At 43.5% G+C, this 19848-nt stretch carries 18 protein-coding genes; 12 read left to right on the top strand and 6 right to left on the bottom strand.

Annotated elements, in window-relative coordinates; genetic code table 11:
• Window positions 1-199 precede the first annotated feature (199 nt).
• The 4 genes from ACIH2S_RS14960 (at window position 200) to yjiA (ending at window position 4531) form a co-directional block, all read left to right on the top strand.
• Window positions 200-676 carry a WG repeat-containing protein gene (locus ACIH2S_RS14960; RefSeq protein ID WP_108478354.1) on the top strand — a complete coding sequence of 159 codons (477 nt, stop codon included), beginning with the start codon at window positions 200-202 and terminating at the stop codon, window positions 674-676.
• Window positions 677-1070: 394 nt separating this feature from the next.
• Window positions 1071-3224 (top strand): carbon starvation CstA family protein, encoded by a 2154-nt coding sequence (locus ACIH2S_RS14955; protein WP_036955633.1) that lies wholly within the window; start codon window positions 1071-1073, stop codon window positions 3222-3224.
• Between the two features lie 101 nt (window positions 3225-3325).
• Window positions 3326-3529, top strand: a complete 204-nt coding sequence (locus ACIH2S_RS14950; protein WP_036955629.1) for a YbdD/YjiX family protein — start codon at window positions 3326-3328, stop codon at window positions 3527-3529.
• Window positions 3530-3568: 39 nt separating this feature from the next.
• A complete protein-coding gene (yjiA, locus tag ACIH2S_RS14945; RefSeq protein WP_349487968.1) occupies window positions 3569-4531 on the top strand; it encodes a GTPase in 963 nt (320 codons plus the stop codon).
• Between the two features lie 150 nt (window positions 4532-4681).
• Here yjiA and ACIH2S_RS14940 read toward each other — a convergent pair whose 3' ends face one another.
• Together ACIH2S_RS14940 and ACIH2S_RS14935 are read right to left on the bottom strand one after the other, a co-directional pair.
• Window positions 4682-6001 (bottom strand): serine dehydratase subunit alpha family protein, encoded by a 1320-nt coding sequence (locus tag ACIH2S_RS14940; protein ID WP_321146636.1) that lies wholly within the window; start codon window positions 5999-6001, stop codon window positions 4682-4684.
• 196 nt (window positions 6002-6197) lie between these two features.
• Window positions 6198-7544 (bottom strand): MATE family efflux transporter, encoded by a 1347-nt coding sequence (locus ACIH2S_RS14935; RefSeq protein ID WP_036955617.1) that lies wholly within the window; start codon window positions 7542-7544, stop codon window positions 6198-6200.
• Between the two features lie 193 nt (window positions 7545-7737).
• On the opposite strand from ACIH2S_RS14935, the gene ACIH2S_RS14930 reads away from it, so the two are divergent.
• Complete coding sequence (locus ACIH2S_RS14930; RefSeq protein WP_108478351.1) at window positions 7738-8634, top strand: diaminopimelate dehydrogenase; 897 nt, start codon at window positions 7738-7740, stop codon at window positions 8632-8634.
• Between the two features lie 166 nt (window positions 8635-8800).
• The gene (locus ACIH2S_RS14925) at window positions 8801-9562 is read left to right on the top strand and encodes a hypothetical protein (RefSeq protein ID WP_036955611.1); all 762 of its coding nucleotides are present in this window, start codon (window positions 8801-8803) and stop codon (window positions 9560-9562) included.
• 91 nt (window positions 9563-9653) lie between these two features.
• On the opposite strand, the gene ACIH2S_RS14920 is transcribed toward ACIH2S_RS14925, so the two are convergent.
• Window positions 9654-10481, bottom strand: coding sequence for a phosphoenolpyruvate hydrolase family protein (locus ACIH2S_RS14920; RefSeq protein WP_036955608.1), 828 nt, complete (start codon window positions 10479-10481; stop codon window positions 9654-9656).
• 10 nt (window positions 10482-10491) lie between these two features.
• Window positions 10492-11712, bottom strand: coding sequence for a Tm-1-like ATP-binding domain-containing protein (locus ACIH2S_RS14915; protein WP_036955606.1), 1221 nt, complete (start codon window positions 11710-11712; stop codon window positions 10492-10494).
• 403 nt (window positions 11713-12115) lie between these two features.
• Between ACIH2S_RS14915 and ACIH2S_RS14910 the strand changes: the two genes are divergently transcribed.
• Both ACIH2S_RS14910 and ACIH2S_RS14905 read left to right on the top strand, forming a co-directional pair.
• A complete protein-coding gene (locus tag ACIH2S_RS14910) occupies window positions 12116-12754 on the top strand; it encodes a TetR/AcrR family transcriptional regulator (protein ID WP_036955604.1) in 639 nt (212 codons plus the stop codon).
• 192 nt (window positions 12755-12946) lie between these two features.
• Window positions 12947-13987 carry an AbrB family transcriptional regulator gene (locus ACIH2S_RS14905; protein ID WP_036955818.1) on the top strand — a complete coding sequence of 347 codons (1041 nt, stop codon included), beginning with the start codon at window positions 12947-12949 and terminating at the stop codon, window positions 13985-13987.
• A gap of 64 nt (window positions 13988-14051) precedes the next feature.
• Here ACIH2S_RS14905 and ACIH2S_RS14900 read toward each other — a convergent pair whose 3' ends face one another.
• A complete protein-coding gene (locus ACIH2S_RS14900; RefSeq protein ID WP_036955602.1) occupies window positions 14052-14399 on the bottom strand; it encodes a YacC family pilotin-like protein in 348 nt (115 codons plus the stop codon).
• A 330-nt stretch (window positions 14400-14729) separates the two neighbouring features.
• On the opposite strand from ACIH2S_RS14900, the gene cueO reads away from it, so the two are divergent.
• Together cueO and hpt are read left to right on the top strand one after the other, a co-directional pair.
• Complete coding sequence (gene cueO / locus ACIH2S_RS14895) at window positions 14730-16394, top strand: multicopper oxidase CueO (RefSeq protein ID WP_430247654.1); 1665 nt, start codon at window positions 14730-14732, stop codon at window positions 16392-16394.
• A gap of 115 nt (window positions 16395-16509) precedes the next feature.
• Window positions 16510-17046 (top strand): hypoxanthine phosphoribosyltransferase, encoded by a 537-nt coding sequence (gene hpt, locus ACIH2S_RS14890; protein WP_108478397.1) that lies wholly within the window; start codon window positions 16510-16512, stop codon window positions 17044-17046.
• 73 nt (window positions 17047-17119) lie between these two features.
• Here hpt and can read toward each other — a convergent pair whose 3' ends face one another.
• Window positions 17120-17773, bottom strand: coding sequence for a carbonate dehydratase (gene can / locus ACIH2S_RS14885; protein ID WP_036955599.1), 654 nt, complete (start codon window positions 17771-17773; stop codon window positions 17120-17122).
• Window positions 17774-18027: 254 nt separating this feature from the next.
• On the opposite strand from can, the gene ACIH2S_RS14880 reads away from it, so the two are divergent.
• Together ACIH2S_RS14880 and ACIH2S_RS14875 are read left to right on the top strand one after the other, a co-directional pair.
• Window positions 18028-18969, top strand: a complete 942-nt coding sequence (locus ACIH2S_RS14880; protein ID WP_196712440.1) for an ABC transporter ATP-binding protein — start codon at window positions 18028-18030, stop codon at window positions 18967-18969.
• Window positions 18966-19736 (top strand): ABC transporter permease, encoded by a 771-nt coding sequence (locus ACIH2S_RS14875; protein WP_108478347.1) that lies wholly within the window; start codon window positions 18966-18968, stop codon window positions 19734-19736. Before ACIH2S_RS14880 ends, ACIH2S_RS14875 begins: the two co-directional genes overlap by 4 nt.
• The last annotated feature ends 112 nt before the right edge of the window (window positions 19737-19848 follow it).

The following is a 19848-nucleotide window of genomic DNA, read 5'->3' as shown; positions in this document are numbered from 1 at the left end:
GAAAATATTAATCTCATAACTTTTTAGTCTTATTTTTAATTTCATTAATAAGTTAATGCTTTATTAATTGGTTTATTCTTAGTGAAAAATAGTGCGAACGAAAAAGATGCATAGAAAAAAATTGCGTGATTATCTGATACTCATTGGGAATGCTTTAAGGGATGCTGAACGCCTAATAAAATGAGAGGCATCTTTACGAATGAAAGCGATACTAATAAAAAGCATGCTGATGGGTTGTGTGTTGACGACGATGGCAGCTGCCATGCCACTCGAAGAACAGTTTCAGTTAATGGCGGAAGATGAAAGCGAAAAAATCCGCTGCTTTGAACCTTCTTCACCTTTCTTGTATTGCCTTAAAGGAAGCGTATACAAAAAAGGTGGTATCAGGCTCGTAGATAAGCAGGGTAATGAAGTGTATCAATTTTACTATTTTGATAATGGTCTCGACCCTGCGAGTGAAGGGCTATACCGAATTCGTCAGGGGGAAAAAATAGGTTATGCCAACGCCCAAACCGGAGAGATTGTGATTGAGCCGATTTATGATTGTGCATATCCATTTGAAAACAGTAAAGCCAAGGTAGGCAAGAAGTGTGAGCGACAAACCGACGGAGAACATAGCTGGTGGGTTGGGGGCGAATGGCAAGAAATTGTTAATCCACTGAGTAGGGAAAATTAGCGTTTTATTCATGCATTAACCTCAGGAATTTAACAAAAGTCACAATCTAAATATGATTTTAAAAGTTACTTAACTTATTGAAATGAAAAATATTTGTTACTCAGATCACATTTTTTGAGGGTTTAGCGACTCTTGAAAACCATTCACCGCAAAAAACTAACCGCTTAATTCTGTATGCCACCACTCAAGGTAACTTTTCGCTTTTCCTGATAGTAATTTTTTACCATACCCACTATGGCAGAACTCAATTTTTTACATTCAAAATCATTCAACCACTGCCTATTAAAAAATCATTTGTTATTCATCGAAAACGATTAAAAACAACGTTTTCGCAGTTTAATAAACGGTAATTACGTATTAATGGCATGTTCGTTCTACCTCAGAAGGGTGTTCTATGAACAAAAATGGTATTTTAAAACACATTCCATGGATGATCCTCGGGATCATCGGTGCAATCTGTTTAGGGGTTGTCGCGCTAAGACGCGGCGAGCACATTAGTGCATTGTGGATCGTCGTCGCATCTGTGGCGGTGTACTTGATTGCTTATCGTTACTACAGCTTATATATCGCTAAAAAAGTGATGAAGTTGGACGAAACGCGTGCTACACCGGCGGTCATTAATAATGACGGCTTAAACTATGTTCCAACCAATAAAAACGTTCTGTTTGGTCACCACTTTGCGGCTATCGCAGGGGCGGGTCCATTAGTTGGGCCAGTATTAGCGGCTCAGGTGGGTTACTTACCAGGAACATTGTGGCTATTGGCTGGGGTTGTTCTTGCGGGTGCGGTACAGGACTTTATGGTGCTGTTTATCTCCTCACGCCGTAACGGTGCATCTCTTGGTGAGATAGTTAAAGAAGAATTGGGTCCAATCCCAGGTACGCTAGCACTGTTTGGCTGCTTCTTAATTATGATCATCATCCTCGCAGTATTGGCGCTGATCGTGGTTAAGGCACTGGCAGAAAGCCCATGGGGTGTGTTCACAGTTTGCTCCACTGTGCCGATTGCGCTCTTTATGGGGATATATATGCGCTATATCCGACCAGGGCGTGTGGGTGAAATTGCCGTTATCGGTATTGCACTGTTAGTCGCTTCTATTTGGTTTGGTGGTGTGATTGCTCATGACCCTTACTGGGGTCCAGCACTGACCTTTAAAGATACGACGATTACTTATGCATTAGTCGGTTATGCGTTTGTTTCCGCGTTACTGCCAGTATGGTTGATTTTGGCGCCTCGCGACTACTTAGCGACATTCCTGAAAATTGGGGTTATCGTTGGTTTGGCTGTAGGTATTGTTATCCTGAACCCTGAGCTGAAAATGCCAGCGGTGACACAGTTTGTTGATGGTTCTGGTCCAGTTTGGAAAGGTACACTGTTCCCATTCTTGTTCATCACCATTGCGTGTGGTGCGGTATCCGGTTTCCATGCCTTGATCTCTTCCGGTACGACGCCAAAACTGTTAGCGAACGAAAAAGACGCTCGTTACATCGGCTACGGTGCGATGTTAATGGAATCTTTCGTCGCTATCATGGCGTTAGTCGCAGCTTCTATCATCGAGCCAGGTCTGTATTTTGCAATGAACACCCCACCATCAGCATTAGGTATCACTATGCCTAACCTGCATGAGCTGGGTGGTCCAGATGGCGCTGCAATTATGGCGCAACTGAAAGATGTGTCTGTTCATGCGGCAGCAACGGTCAGTTCATGGGGCTTTGTCATTTCCCCAGAACAAATCATGCAAACAGCAAAAGACATTGGTGAGCCTTCGATTCTAAACCGTGCAGGTGGTGCGCCAACCTTAGCTGTCGGTATTGCGTTTGTATTCCACGAAATTATGCCAGCTGCCAACATGGGCTTCTGGTATCACTTCGGTATTCTGTTTGAAGCACTGTTTATCTTAACGGCTCTGGATGCGGGTACCCGTTCTGGTCGCTTTATGCTGCAAGATTTACTGGGTAACTTCGTGCCATTCCTGAAGAAAACCGATTCTCTGTTTGCAGGGATCATTGGTACAGCAGGATGTGTAGGTTTGTGGGGTTACTTACTGTATCAAGGCGTTGTTGACCCACTGGGCGGCGTTAAGAGCTTGTGGCCACTGTTCGGTATCTCCAACCAGATGCTGGCAGCGGTAGCGTTAGTCCTGAGTACGGTTGTATTAATTAAGATGAAACGCAGTAAATACATCTTAGTGACTGTGTTGCCAGCGGTATGGTTATTAATCTGTACTACATGGGCACTAGGACTGAAATTATTCAGTGATAATCCTCAACTGGAAGGTTTCTTATACTTAGCGAAATCTTACAAAGAGAAAATCGCCGCGGGTGGTGCTGAGTTAACGGCACAAGAAATTACTAATATGAATCACATTATTATTAATAACTACACTAACGCGGGTCTGAGTATTCTGTTCTTAGTGGTGGTTTACGGTATTATCTTCTACGGTATTCGAGTGGGAATGAAAGCCCATAAAAACCCAAATCGTACAGATAAAGAAACCCCCTATGTTCCTGTTCCTAAAGAGGGTGTGAAAGTGTCATCTTCACACTAAGAGCAGAATAATGCGTCGAGTTGAGTTTCACTCGAAACAGTAAGGGAAGCCCGACATTGTACGAAAAAACAATGTCGGGCATTTTGCCTTTGGAGATGGTTATGTTTGGAAACTTGGGTAAAACCGGTAAATATTTAGGGCAGGCGGCGCGTATGCTGGTGGGGATCCCCGATTACGATACCTATGTGCAGCATATGAAAGATAATCACCCCGATAAACCTGTGATGACCTATAAAGAGTTTTTCCGTGAACGACAAGATGCTCGCTACGGCGGCAGTGGTAAAGGCGGATTTCGCTGCTGTTAACCAACTTTCTTATCAATGAATGGCATGATGAGGGCAATAATGAAACCAATCAATGTAACGATTTTAACGGGCTTTTTGGGTGCAGGAAAAACCACGCTATTGAGCCACATTCTCAACGCGGATCATGGTCATAAAATTGCCGTGATCGAAAATGAGTTCGGCGAAGTTCCTATCGATAATGCGTTGATTGGTGACCGTGCCACGCAAATTACCACCTTAAGTAATGGTTGTATTTGTTGCAGCCGTTCTAATGAGTTAGAAAATGCGTTGTTGGATTTATTGGACGGTTTAGACAGCGGCAAACTCGATTTTGAGCGTTTAGTGATTGAGTGCACGGGAATGGCAGATCCAGGTCCGATTACACAAACATTTTTCTCCCATGAAGTACTGTGCGAGCGTTATTTATTGGATGGCATTATTACCTTGGTGGATGCGGTTCACGCCGATAAGCAACTTAATGATTTCGCCATTGCTCAAGCGCAAATTGGCTATGCTGACAGAATTCTTCTTACCAAAACCGACATTGAGCCAAATACCGATGCGCTGATTGAGCGTTTGCAGCGTATTAATGCCCGAGCACCAATTTATCCAGTGGTTCATGGGGATATTAATTTAGATTTGCTGTTAGATATTGAAGGCTTTTTGCTGGATTCAAAGCTCAATGTTAAGCAACCGACGTTCCGTTTTGCCCCTAAGCAGCAAAATGAGGTGGGGTCGATTGTGCTGGAGTTTGATTATCCGGTTGAGCTGATGGCCGTCTCCCAAGTGATGGAAGATTTACTACTCGGTTTTGCAGATAATTTATTACGCTATAAGGGAATTTTATCCATTGTCGACGAGCCAAAACGCCTATTATTCCAAGGTGTTCAGCGCCTTTATAGTGCCGATTGGGATAGAGATTGGGGCGAAGATGAACCGCGCAGCAGCGTCCTCGTTTTCATCGGCATGGATCTTCCCGAAGTCGAAATTCGCGAAAAATTCGCCGCACTAGAAACTCAATAAAAACAAAGAAGAAGCTAACAGAAGATTCTAATTCAAAGATATTCGAGTTGTCGCAAGGCGGTAATCGAGTTAAGGGCTAGGAGCATACATAAGTATGTGACTAGCCTTAATGAGTGCAGCCAACACAGCGACAGCTCGAAGAGCGAAGAATTAGCGAGCTTTGGAGGACATTATTTCGATTATTTGAATGTCTGTATGCCGCATAGAACCCGCCGCCAACGAACACAAGTTCGCAATCGACTGATCCACATCATCCGACACAATTCCGTCCGAGCCTCTTACACAGCTATTATCTAACGCCATCAATACGGCTTTGTATGCCGCACTTGCGCTGGTGGAGACTTTCATTGCACAGCTGTTTGATGCGCCATCACAGATCATGCCACTGACGTCGCCGATCATGCTTGAGATTGCCATTGCGACCACGTCATAGCGAGCTTCTAATAACCATGCAATCCCAGCGGCAGCACCCATTGCTGCGGTGGTTGCCGCACATAATGCAGAAAGTGCAGGCAGTTGGTTATGAATATAAATGGCCATTAAATGGGAGAGCATTAGCGCGCGAGCTAACTGTTCTTCGGTAGATTGCAGGTAATCTGCGGTGACAACAACTGGCATGGTGGCTGCAATACCTTGGTTACCGGAACCGGAATTACTCATGGCGGGCAATACCGCACCGCCCATACGTGCATCGGAGGCTGCCGTTGTGCGGATCATAATTTCGGATAATAAATCTTTGGACAATAAACCGCGGTCACGTTGAGCCTGCAATGTTTTACCAATATGCAGACCATAGCTATTACGCAAACCTTCTTGAGATAACGCATCATTTAAGTGTGCGGCTTCAAGAATGAAACGAATATCGTCTAATGGTGCTTGAGTTGCGAACTCATAAACCGCCTTAGCGGTGACTTTCGGTAAGCTGACATCGGTACCACAATCAACGGGATCCCGAGTTTCTGTTTTATTCTCAGTAATATCGAATAGAACCCGATCACCGTGGATAATTTTGACAATATGAGTGTGAGAGCCTGCGATGATCACCGTGGCAGAATCATTGTCGCTGTAGGCTGTTGCTTCTGAATAGATAACATCATCACAAGGGGATTTAATATCAACGGTGATGGAACCGTCCGCGAGCATCGCTTTACTGCGTGCAATCGCTTCAGGCGACGCGGATTTTAATACTTCTAACCCAGCATCAGCATCACCACCCACAGCACCTAGCGCCGCAGCAATCGGTAATCCCACCATTCCTGTTCCCGGAACGGTGACACCCATACCATTTTTCATGAGATTTGGGGAAACAAATGCGGCAACGCGGATCACTGGCGATGACAAATAAGACGCTGCTTTTGCCGCTGCATAAGCAAGGGAAATGGGTTCAGTACAGCCCAGTGCAGGTTTAACGTCTTGTTTGACGGCATTGATAAAATATTGCCAGAGAAGTTCTTCAGTTTGCGTTGCCATGGTTATATCCCTAAAAGTCATGTGGTGATGGAATTATTTTAATGAAGAGGACGGAGAAAAACTTCACAATGTTTATGGATAAATGGGGATAAGAGAGAAAATTTATCTCTAATATGGTTTAGTGGGGGTAAATATTTTCAAATATGATGCCGATCACAAAAATCCTACCTATTTTCATAGGTAGGATACCGTAAGCTTAGCTTTCTAAATCGAGGCGTTTGCTTTGCCATTTACGTGAACGCCAGCGCCACGCATTGGTGAGCCCGCGAACCCACTCATCGACAAAGAATCCAATCCAGATACCGATTAACCCCATTTCCATTTTTATGCCAAGGAAGTAGCCCAATGGAATGGCGATCCCCCACATAAAGAGCACGGCGGTCAATAATGGGAACTTCGCATCACCAGAGGCACGAAGGGCGTTTACCATGACGATGTTGATAGTACGCCCCGGCTCTAAGAACACGGATAATAAGAAAATTGGCAGTAATAGCTGAATGATGCCTTGATCGTCCGTTAAGCTATCGAGGATTGGCGCGCGGAATAACCAGAACACAAACACCACGCCGATAGTGACGTAAAAGCCCCATTTCAAGCTCTTAAACGCACGACGATAGGCATCTTCAAAGCGCTTAGCGCCCACCAAATGCCCAACCATAATCTCATTACCAATACTGATGGAAATTCCAAACAGCATAATAAATAGGGAAAGCTGGAAGTAGAGGGTTTGCGCCGCAAGGGCAGTTTCACCCATTAAGCCGATAAAGGCGGATGCGGTCATAAAGTGCAGGATCCACACCAAGTTTTCGCCTGCTGCTGGTAAACCAATATGCAGGATTTTACTGAGCATTTTGCTGGACCAGCGGATCAGCATCATCGGGGTAAACTTGATCCTTAAACCATAGAATAGTAGGCAGAACAGTAAAATGACCGCTACAACGCGCCCAACCACCGTTGACCATGCAACGCCTTCCAGACCGTATTGTGGTAAACCAAAGAAGCCATACAGCACAATCATATTACCAATCACGGTAATGATGTTGGCAATCAACGTGACCCACATCGCCGGCTGAGCTTTACCATAAACGCGTAAACAAGCCGCGAGAATGATGGAGATCGCCTCTGGAATTAAACAGATACCCAAAATGTGCAAATACGCGTACCCATCATCCATTAAATGGGATGGAGTATTCATAATGGTCAGAATTTTGTAGCCAAAAAAGAGTGCAATTAAGGCGCTGGAGAAACCTAATATAAAGTTAAAGGCGATGGAAATATGAATAGCTTGGCTGGCTTTATCACGGCGACCTGCACCCAAATATTGAGCGATAACGACGCTACACCCTACGCTAATAAAGTTAAAAATAGTAATAAATAGGTCAAAGACCTGATTCCCGACCCCCATTGCGGCGAGGTAGGCAGTCGATACATGGCTCACCATGTAGGTATTAATTAATAAGGTGGCCAAATGAAGGAAAATATCAATAAAGATTGGCCAACTGAGGGAATAGAGTGACCTCTCAGTGACATCGGGCTGATGCATTAAGAACCTTTGTATTCGTTGAAATTAGAGAAAAGAACGAGATTTGCTCGGATTCTACCTCTAATTGATAAAGTAACCTAGTAATAAAAGTCGGAACTTTTTAGATAATTAGGCTTTGTTTAATCTATATAAATTTGTTATTGATATGTGTCTTGTATTTGAAATATGACATCAGAATGACCGAGGAGTCACAATGACAAAAATTAAAACAGCAATAGTGGGTTACGGCAATATAGGTCGTTATGCACTAGAAGCTGTTCAAGCCGCTGATGATTTCGAATTAGTCGGAATTGTACGCCGTAATACCCAAGATATTCCAGCGGAATTAGCCGGATATAAAGTGGTTGATGACATCGAAAAATTAGATGGTGTGGATGTTGCGTTACTTTGTTCCCCTACACGCGCTATCGGAACTTTAGCAGAGAAAATCTTAAGCCTAGGGATTAATACTGTAGATAGCTTCGATGTACATTCGGATATCGTGGCATTAAAACACCAGCTTGATAGTGTCGCGAAGAAACATAACAGTGTGTCAATTGTATCGGCAGGCTGGGATCCTGGTTCTGACTCCATCATGCGTACCTTGATGCTGGCAATGGCACCAAAAGGGGTGACTTACACGAACTTTGGACCAGGCATGAGCATGGGGCACAGTGTAGCTGCGAAAGCGGTTGATGGCGTGAAAGATGCGCTTTCAGTCACCATCCCTCTAGGCACTGGTGTCCATCGCCGTATGGTGTATGTTGAGTTGGAAGCGGGTGCAAGTTTTGATGATGTGGTGCGTGGGATCAAGCTAGATAGTTATTTCTCTTCCGATGAAACCCATATTCGCCAAGTAGATAGCATTGATGCCTTAAAAGATGTGGGGCACGGCGTTCAAATGACCCATAAAGGGGTTTCCGGTGCGACGCATAATCAGTTATTCGAATACTCAATGCGCATCAATAACCCTGCATTAACATCGCAGTTTATGGTATCTGCCGCACGTGCAACCATGAAACAGCCTGCGGGAGCTTATACCGTTATTGAAATCCCACCAGTGAATTTCCTGCAAGGTGATTTAGATAGTTTAATCGCTAAGCTGGTTTAATTTTTAAATGCTTTAATCACTGATTAATGGTGCGCAGCATAATAAATAGCATTGCTACCGCGTACCATTTTCTCTCCTCGCTTTTTATTTTATTCCCCTTCAGAATAACGCCATTATTTACGATTGGTACGACATAAGCATATAAGAGTGTCAGCGGAGAAATGGAATGGAAACACCAAAGGAAAAGAAACCGGTTACGAATAAAAATAAAGGGCGCCAATCCTCAGCGGCAAGCTTTTTCCCTAAAAATAAAGGGGTAAAAAGCGTCAAAGAGACCCAAAATTCATTTAGTGTCATTCGTGCTTTTTCAAAAATGATAAATTATGGATTTTCAATATTCTATGTGGGTTTTATTATTTCAGTTTGGTTTTTTCCTGAAAATTACAGTATCGAGATTATTTATAACCTCACGCTGATCCTTATATTCGAGTTTATTCTGGTGCACTCCGGCGTATTTATGTCGGTATTTAAGAATTTTTTTGTGATATTAGGATTTGCCTTGGTTTATGGTCTTTTTGCACTGGCCATTAATATGTCAGTTCTGGGAGATTCTCCTGTCATTTTATATCTCTACAGTGCGACGGTGGTAAACCGGATGCTGTTTGGATTAACCAGTCGAACCGACCAAGAACGCCAAGAAAATATGGGTTATTCCGCCTTAATGGCAATGAACTTTATGTTTAGTATCTTTACTGCGCTGTTGTTATCGTGGATGGTGCCGTATGGAGGGCTTACTCCAGAGTATCTTGAATCCATTCATTATTTAGATTCTATTGGTACGGGCGGGGAGTTCCCTGAAAAGCCGCATGTGGCGTTTGCGTTTGGCGTGCTCTATTTTTCGTTGCCTGTTGTTTTGCCAGCATTATTTGGGCTAATGAGTTTACGCAAAAAGAAAAAAGACCAAATGACCGATGTGGATAGCCAATAAGTTGAATAAAAAATAGAAAGAAAAACGCCTACCGAAGTAGGCGTCCTGGTGTTGGCAAAAATAAAGTAAAACAAAAAATACAGAATGAAAATTAGCGAGTTATTGATTTAAATTGCTGTGTGGTCTCTTTCAATGCCACTTCTGTCGGTAAGCGTTCCATAGAACTTGCACCGTAGAAGCCATGGCAATCAGGGCAGTGCGCTAAAATATATTCTGCATCTTCCGGCGTGGCGATAGGACCACCGTGGCACAGAATAATCACATCATCACGCACAGATTTTGCGGCTTTCGCCCAATCATTGATAAGTTCAACGCAATCCGCCAGTGTGACAGCGGTTTCCGCACCGATGTTACCACCAGTGGTTAGACCCATGTGTGGCACAATAATATCCGCACCTGCCTGTGCCATTGCAATGGCATCTTCACGGCTAAAGACGTATGGCGTGGTTAATAACCCTTTTTCATGCGCCATGCGGATCATATCGACTTCTAAACCGTAACCCATGCCTGTTTCTTCTAAATTGGCACGGAAGTTACCGTCAATCAGCCCGACGGTTGGGAAGTTTTGTACCCCAGCAAAGCCAGTCGCCTTGATATCATCAAGAAATTTATCGAACTGACAGAATGGGTCTGTACCGTTAACTCCAGCAAGCACAGGGGTGTGCTTCACGACTGGGAGAACTTCTTTCGCCATATCCATCACGATTTCGTTGGCATTACCATAAGCCAGCAGGCCGGCGAGAGAGCCGCGTCCTGCCATACGGTAACGACCTGAATTATAAATAACGATTAAGTCGATGCCACCGGCTTCTTCACATTTAGCGGACAGACCAGTACCTGCGCCACCGCCAATGATGGGTTCTCCACGAGCAATCATCTCTCTGAAATTTTTCAGTAAGTCTTCGCGGTTATGTTTCATTGATGAACCTCTACTTGTTTACTATTTTCTGGTGTAATTCAATTACCTGCTCACAGAATTCAGGTGAATTAATGTGATGCGGGCTTAATATTAATTGTCGTTTTTCTGTCGTGACTAAGTGCTGTGTTAATGCGTCGATAAAGGCTTGATCTGCCTGCGGATCCCAAAATGGCGCTCCGTCGATATCTAATGCGGAAAAACCGGCTGTTGGGATAATAAAGCGAATTTCGCCTTCACAAGCATTCAGCTTTTCTGCAATCCAATGTCCCATCTGACGGTTCTCTTCTACGGTGGTTCTCATCAGTGTGACTTGGGCATTATGGTGATAAAACTGTCTATCTTTATACTGTTCTGGCACGGTGGAAGGGCGACCAAAGTTCACCATATCCAACGCACCGCAAGATAATACGCAAGGTGTTTGGGTTCGCGCGATGGCACCAAAGCGGTCTTCATCGCACGCCAATACGCCACCAAACAGGTAGTCGCACACTTCCGTGGTGGTGATATCCAAAACAGAATCTAATAAGCGGCTATCAATCAATTTTTCCATGGCTTTGCCGCCACTTCCCGTTGCATGGAATACTAGGCAGTCATGGTCGTGTTCTAATTTTGCCGTTAATTGCTGGACGCAAGGGGTGGTGACACCAAACATGGTTAAGGCAATAGCGGGTTTATTTTCAGCGGTATCGCCTTCACCGTTATCAAACCAGACTGCGCCGGCAATTTGGTTGGCCGCATTTTTCAGGACTTTACGTGAAATAACATTGAGTCCAGAAACATCCGTGACGGAGTACATCATGGAGATATCACTTGCGCCGATATACCCGGAAATATCTCCCGAGGCCATGGTGGAGACCATGAGTTTTGGCACACCGACAGGTAAAATTTGCATTGCTGGTGTAATCAGTGCCGTCCCCCCTGAGCCGCCTAGCCCAAGTATTGCGGCGACGTCAGTTTGTGCAGCAAGATAGAGGCTGAAGGCTTGTGCCATCGCCTCTATCGCTTTTCCGCGATCCCCGCAGAAAATGGCACCAGCGCCTTGAGGGTGGAAACTGGCAACCATTTCGGCGGTGACATCCGCATTTTTTTCTAATAATGATGGCTGAGTACTCAAGTCAACGGTACGTACAGCAAGCCCTGCATTTTTAATTAAGTCACTGACATAAAAAAGTTCAGCGCTTTTGGTGTCTAGGGTACTTGCAACATAAATAAAACCCTGATGCTTTGGCATAGAAAAATCCTTTGTTTTTTTATGTAACGTTGTTTGGTTACTTAATATGTGTAGGGTGTGTTGAATTTTTCATCTCAATGAGACTATAGTATCATTTGCGATAAGTCAATAATGAGACTGTAGTCTCATTATTGGCGTTATCTGCTTGGTTCTTTAGACGATGACTTGTATCTTGTTGATAAAACATTATAAATAGAGTGGTTATCATAAAATAGTTAAATCAGAGTAATGGTTTTTGTCCCTGAATATTTAAATATAATGATTTACCGTGCTGTATTTATAGCGTAATTTCGAAAGCGAGCACACGATATACTCGTCAGATGATTAAGAATGCTTATCGGCGAATATGTACTGTGAAAGATATTGTCTACACTCATAGAAAGGCGATTTTAAGGATAAAGACATGCCACTGAGCCATCTTATGCCAGACTATAAAGGAACGCGCAAACGTACCTATAACTTACTCGTGTCAACGGCAGTTGAGCTATTTGAAAAAGGGGCAATGCCGTCAGTATCTGAGTTAGCAATGGAAGCGGGCGTTTCGCGTGCGACTGCGTATCGTTATTTTCCAACGCAAAGTGACCTGATTGCCGCGACGGTGAATGTTAGCCTCGGTCCTATTTTGACGTGGAAGCCGCAAAGCGAAAAAACAGAAGAGCGAATTGATGAACTGTTACGCTATGCATTCCCGCGTATGTTTGCTCACGAAGGGGTTTTGCGTGCGGCGTTACAAACATCACTTCAACAGTGGGCGCTTGGGCGTTCATCACCTTCACCAGAACCTGAAGAGAAACGATTAGAGCGTGGTAATCGTAAAGATATTTTGGCGATGGTGACATCACCGATGAAATCTGAGTTCCCGAATGAAGTGATTGATAAAGTCATCAAAGCGTTTTCCGTGATCTACGGTTCGGAAATTTTCTTGGTATTAAAAGATATCTGGAAACTGGATAATGATCAGGTAACTGAAATCGCTCAATGGATGGCAAAAGCGATTATTAATCAAGCTACTGCGGATAAGCAGCAGATTGAAAAACCATAGACATTTCCCCCCTCTCAAATTCGCCTAATATCCTCCTGTCTATAGGGGGATTTTATGCACTTCGTAGGATTATCGGTTAAACCTTCACGAAAAACAGGCATGACGCTCATTTCAGCATTCTTAGCCTCATGAGCTTGAATGATTGTGATATAACTTAATCTCATGATTAATTATATCAATGGTTACTGTCCGATGATAAAGCTGATAAAAATGAGTGTTGGGATCATTCTTTGTGCCATTGTTGGCGGCTCACTCACTTATATCGGCATTCCCTTAGCGTTGATGTTCGGTCCGATTATCGCCATTATTATTTTCCATCGTTTTGGTTTCTCATTCCCCACTCCTAAACACACTATTACTTTTGTTCAAGTGACGCTCGGAACCTCTGTAGGTCTGATGTTTAATCAAGTGTCGCTGAAGGATGCAGATAACTTATTGCTACTGTTATTGATGTTGGTGGTCTGTTTAGCCGTGCAGTTTTCATTTAGTTTTTTTTGGTTTCACCGCAAGGTCGGGTGGACAAAACAAGAAGCGATGTTGGGCTCAGTGCCTGGAGCGATGGCGGCCATCCTTGCCTTAACGGATCACACCCATACGCCGCCGCAAAAAATTGTTATCTCCCATACTATCCGTTTAATCATCCTTATTTTATTGGCAGGTTTAGTGGTAGGAAGTGAGGGCGATCCTCAGCCACTAATTGAATGGCCAACGTTAACGCTTGAATCCACGTTCTGGTTATTGGTGATTGTGACGGTGGGTGTGGTAGTCGGGATGTTTTTGCAACGCCTGCGAGTACCGGCGCCTTTTATGTTAACGTCCCTTGGTGCGGCAACGTTAATTCAAGGTTGGATTGATGTTCAGCTCCATTTCCCATTGATGCTGACTGAACTGAGTATGGTTTTAATTGGGATGAATATTGGTAATCATTTCATTGTATTCCCGCTATCCGCGCTGATAAAAAATATCTACTCTTCAGCCCAAGTGGTGATCATCAATATTATTTTGACCTTTTTGATCACGGTGTTTGCTGCGTGGATCACGGGATATGATATTGCGGTGTTATTGTTGGCTTGGGCTCCGGGAAGTATGGAAGCCATGACTTTCGCGGCAATAACGATGAATTTGGATGCTGGCTTTGTCATGTCCAACCATATTATTCGGATGGTGATTATCCAAACGATTCCATCGGTAGTACTGTTTTGGCAGGAGCGAAAAGGGAAGAAAGAGGGATAAGGAGGAAACATGTATCGATGTGGATTATAAAGGGCATCGACATGTTTCCGCTGGGATTTTAGGCTTATTTTACGTAAGCAAATAGCCCTAAAGAGTCTCTTGCCAAAGATTGGCATTTAAACTCTTGAGTCAATGGAATACCTTTTAAATCATCGTAGCTTTCTTTATTCAGCTTACTCATTTTATCGGAGTTGTAATTTCCCAAATCCCATTTATTACTTTTCGCAAAGTAAACAATGGCGCGTTCAATTTCTCTGTCAGGAATTTGGGAATAGCCGCAATCATATTTTAAATAAATAAATACAGCGGTCAGATCAGCGAGGTCTTCAGCTTCATTGGTAGAGAGTGCTTTGGCGGTATTGGTTAGCCCCAAAAGCATCATTAAGCATGACATCAATATAAATTTTTGCATTCGATATTCATCTGGTTTTTATGTCAAGTAACATTAGCATAAGAACATACTCGCATTACATCAAGTTGCCTGATTTCTTTATGACTACGATGTACTCTATAGATACTAAGCACTTTAGATTATTTTGTGTATAGATTCGTTAGTCAATTCTAACTTTCTTAAATCTATGTAATAAACCCATATTAGATGCATGGGTTTATTGACCTTCCTGTAAGGGGAAGCTTTATCATCCCAATCATTAAACCACGTTTTGCTTGGCAAGGGCAATTTCAGACTTGTCATACCGTGCTCACTGATTGTTGATTTTGATAAATAAAAGGAAGGTTATCTATGTTACGTCGTGATTTTCTGAAGCTGAGTGCTATCGCTTATGCTGCGAGCGCACTGCCAGTTTGGAGCCGCATGGCTGTTGCTGCTGGGAATTATCCCACATTGGCTATTCCACCACTTGTAGAACCGGATGCACAAGGGAATATTCAAATCGCTATCAAGCAAGGTATTTCACAGTTTGTACCGGGCAAGAAAACTACAACGTGGGGATATAACGGCGATTTATTGGGTCCAGCACTTAGCCTGAAAAATGGGCAGTCAGTAAACATTAATATCACCAACCAATTACCTGAAGAGACAACCGTACACTGGCATGGATTGGAAATTTCCGGCGAGCAAGATGGCGGACCTCAAGCGATTATCGCTCCCGGTGCTAGCCGTAAAGTCAAGTTCACTCTCAACCAACCTGAAGCCACTTGCTGGTTCCATCCTCATACTCACGGAAAAACTGGTTACCAAGTGGCGATGGGACTAGCGGGATTAGTGCTTGTTAAAGATGAAGACAGCCAAAAACATAGCTTACCGAGCGAGTGGGGCGTCGATGATATTCCCGTTATTCTGCAAGATAAGCGCTTAAAAGATGACGGACAAATTGATTATCAATTAGACGTCATGAGTGCTGCCGTGGGCTGGTTTGGGGATATGATGCTAACCAACGGAGCGGTTTATCCTAAACATGTTGCGCCGAAAGGTTGGATCCGCCTGCGTTTACTCAACGGTTGTAACGCACGTAGCTTGAATGTATCGACCAGTGATGGGCGTAAAATGTATGTGGTGGGCAGTGATGGAGGATTACTGGCTGAACCTATCGCATTAACTGAATTACCGATTTTAATGGGCGAACGCTTTGAAGTATTGATTGATGCCTCTGACGGTCGTTCCTTCGACCTTGTCACTTTACCTGTTGGGCAAATGGGAATGACCATCGCGCCATTTGATCAGCCACTGCCTGTTTTACGCATTGAAACTACCTTGAGTGCGGGAGCTGGAAAATTACCTGAGCAATTAGCAACGATTGCTGCCATTCCTTCACTGACGGGGCTAAATCGCCGTAAATTCCATTTGATGATGGATATGCGCTTGGATATGCAAGGCATGATGATGCTGCGCGAAAAATATGGTCCGCAGGCGATGGGGAACATGGGGGGGCATGGCGGTATGATGGGGAATATGGATCATTCCAATATGAATGGTAGCAATATGGGAAGTGGAAACATGAACCATGGCAATATGAATAACAGCAATATGGGTCATGGCAATATGGCAGCCGGTACGCAAAGTACTGGCGGTCATTGCGGTATGGGCACAGGTGATCTGGATATTCATAATGCGAATACCATCAATGGACAAGTTTTCTCAATGACACACCCTGCGTTTAATGCGCCGCTAAATCAGCAAGAGGTTTGGGTGATTTCAGGGCGTGGTGATATGATGCTGCACCCATTCCATGTTCACGGAACGCGTTTTAGGATCCTTAAAGAAAATGGTCGCCCGGTTGAACCGCATCGCCAAGGCTGGAAAGACATTGTGAAAGTGGAAGGGCAAGTGAGCGAAGTCTTAGTGGAATTTAAACATACTGCGACGCCACAGCACCCTTATATGGCACATTGTCACTTACTGGAGCATGAAGATACTGGCATGATGATGGGCTTTACCGTAGGTTAAGGTCATCGAAATTGGCAGTGGCGATGTGGTCACTGCCATTTGTTTTGTCGTCGCGTCTTTGTGTGGCTTATGTTAAAATTACGCGCTTTCCTTTCCCATACATGCGTAATAGATGATGAAACATACTCTGGATGTAATGATCTCTGAAGAAGAGATTGCTCAAAGAATCAGTGAATTAGCAGACAGCATTAGTGCTCATTACCAAGACAAACAAGGTGATTTAGTGCTGGTTGGTCTGTTAAAAGGCTCCTTCATTTTTATGGCAGATCTATGCCGTAAAATCACCGTACCTCATGAAGTTGATTTCATGACCGTATCAAGCTACGGCAATGCAATGACATCAAGCCGTGATGTGAAAATCGTGAAAGACTTAGATGAAGATATTCGCGGTAAGCATGTGCTGATCGTTGAAGATATCATTGACTCAGGCAACACGTTAAATAAAGTCCGTGAAATTTTTGGCCTGCGTGAGCCTGCATCTGTGGCAATCTGTACTCTGTTGGATAAGCCTTCTCGCCGTGAAGTGGATGTACCGGTTGAGTGGATTGGTTATTCAATCGAAGATAAATTCGTTGTCGGTTATGGTATCGACTACGCGCAGCAGTATCGCCATCTGCCGTACATTGGGCATGTCACTCTGCTGGAAGAGTAAGTTTTTTAAACTGTATTCTTAGCAATAAAAAGAGCAGCCTAGGCTGCTCTTTTGCTATTTTATTTTCGAAAGATTATTTTTTCTGTGTGAGCTTAGAGATAGCCTCACGATAACCTAACTCTAACTTCTCGCGGCTATCTGAGGTAATGTGTAAGTCGTGTAAGCGACCATTATTGATACCGTAAACCCAGCCGTGGATCATGATTTTCTGACCACGTTTCCATGCGGATTGCATGATAGTGGAGTGACCTAAGTTATACACTTGCTCAACCACGTTTAATTCGCAAAGACGATCTAAGCGCTCGCACGGTTTCAGTTCACCTAACATAGAGCTATGGCGATACCAGATATCTCGAATGTGTAATAACCAGTTATTGATCAGGCCCAATTCGGTGTTATCCACCGCTGCTTCAATACCACCACATCCATAGTGACCACAGATAATAATGTGTTCGACTTCCAGAACATCAACCGCATACTGAATAACTGATAAACAGTTTAAGTCCGTATGGATAACTAAGTTCGCCACATTACGGTGAACGAAGAGATCCCCAGGGGCTGCGTTGATCAGTTTTTCGGCAGGCACTCGACTGTCTGAACAGCCGATCCATAGAAATCTTGGTTTTTGAGCTTTTGATAATTCTTTAAAGAATTCAGGATCTTTTTCTTTTACAGACGCTGACCATGCTTCGTTATTAGCAAACAGCTCTTCAATTTTTCTCATCATGACTTATAGCCTAGTTGTGTGACTTTGCGATAAAATCTTATACAGCATTTATTGATTAAATAATAATTAGTTATACTAATTTCACATCTATGATGAACCACTCATTTATACATGACAACCCTCATTAAGGGGGATGTTGAATAATATATTGTTAAATTATTATCACTTTTCTGCATAACATCCGACAGGAAAAAGTGGCATCATTAATCTATATTGCCTCCAAACAGCCCCAAGAATAAAGGTATTTTTAATATATGACTTACGCACTCGAACTATCGCAGCTGACCAAAACCTATGCAGGTGGCGTGAAAGCGTTGCGTGGCATTGATTTAAGCGTGGAAGATGGTGATTTCTATGCCTTACTTGGACCGAATGGTGCAGGAAAATCAACAACGATTGGCATTATTAGTTCATTGGTCAACAAAACCAGTGGCTCAGTGAAAGTGTTTGGCTATGACTTAGATAAGCAAGTTGTACTGGCTAAACAGCAACTTGGGTTAGTGCCTCAAGAGTTCAACTTTAACCCGTTTGAAACGGTCTTACAGATTGTTTTAAACCAAGCGGGTTATTATGGTGTTCCTCGTAATGTGGCAAACCAGCGCGCTGAGCAATATCTTACTCAGTTAGATTTGTGGGAGAAACGTAATGAGCGTGCGCGTAATTTATCCGGTGGGATGAAACGCCGCCTGATGATAGCTCGCGCCTTGATGCATCAACCAAAACTGTTGATCCTCGATGAGCCGACAGCCGGTGTTGATATTGAACTGCGTCGTTCTATGTGGACGTTCCTGAAAAAGCTGAATGCGCAGGGTACCACCATTATTTTGACCACTCACTATCTGGAAGAAGCGGAAATGCTGTGCCGTAATATCGGGATCATTCAGCATGGTGAGCTGGTGGAAAATACCAGCATGAAGCAGCTTTTAAGCCAGCTAGAGTCAGAAACGTTTATTTTCGATTTAATGCCAAAAAGCCCAATTCCAAGCTTAACGGGGTATGAATCCCGTTTAGTAGATACGTCAACTCTCGAAGTGGATGTGAAGCGTGAGCAAGGGCTCAATGGTGTCTTCAGCCAGTTAAGTGACCAAGGAATTCAAATTTTGAGTATGCGCAATAAGGCTAACCGCCTTGAAGAGCTGTTTGTCAGTTTAGTGAAGAAAGATAGCCAAGTTTCAGAGCAGGAAGGTGCGCAATGATCTCGCTATATTGGGTTGCCTTAAAAACGATTTGGATCAAAGAGGTCACTCGCTTTGGTCGTATCTGGGTGCAAACGTTGCTGCCACCTGTAATCACCATGTCGCTCTATTTTGTGATTTTCGGAAATTTAATTGGTTCACGAATTGGCGATATGGGCGGTGTAGACTATATGCAGTTTATTGTCCCTGGTCTTATTATGATGGCGGTGATCACTAACTCATACTCCAACGTCTGTTCGTCATTTTTTGGTTCTAAATTCCAGAAAAATATTGAAGAGTTGCTCGTTGCTCCCGTACCGACTCACGTGATTATCGCCGGTTTTGTTGGCGGTGGGGTTGCGCGTGGGATTTTAGTCGGATTCTTGGTGACTATCGTATCTCTGTTCTTTATCCCATTGCAGGTTCATTCATGGTCAATGGTGGTGATCACGCTGTTATTAACAGCGATTGTGTTCTCCCTTGCGGGTCTGTTAAATGCGATTTTTGCTAAAACCTTCGATGATATCAGCATTGTTCCAACATTCGTTTTAACGCCACTGACCTATCTGGGTGGGGTTTTTTATTCGTTATCTTTACTGCCGCCATTCTGGCAGGCTGTCTCTAAACTCAACCCGATTGTGTATATGATAAGCGGCTTTAGATATGGCTTTTTAGGCATTGCGGATGTGTCCATCGTCGTGACTTTGAGCGTATTAATGGTGTTTTTAATTATCTTCTATGCTTTGACATGGTATTTAATTGAACAAGGTCGCGGGTTAAGAAGTTAACCTAGCAAATCGGCTGAGCTGAGGTTGGAATAAATGTCCCTAAAGGAAAATCAATTTATTGATTTTCGCCTGATAACACAAAGAGGGAAAAACCACGCTTTTATCCCTCTTT

The organism is Providencia lanzhouensis (assembly GCF_050469745.1).
In the GTDB taxonomy this organism is placed as follows: domain Bacteria; phylum Pseudomonadota; class Gammaproteobacteria; order Enterobacterales; family Enterobacteriaceae; genus Providencia; species Providencia lanzhouensis.
Note: the sequence above shows the minus strand (reverse complement) of the source record. Positions and strands in the feature narration are given on the sequence as shown.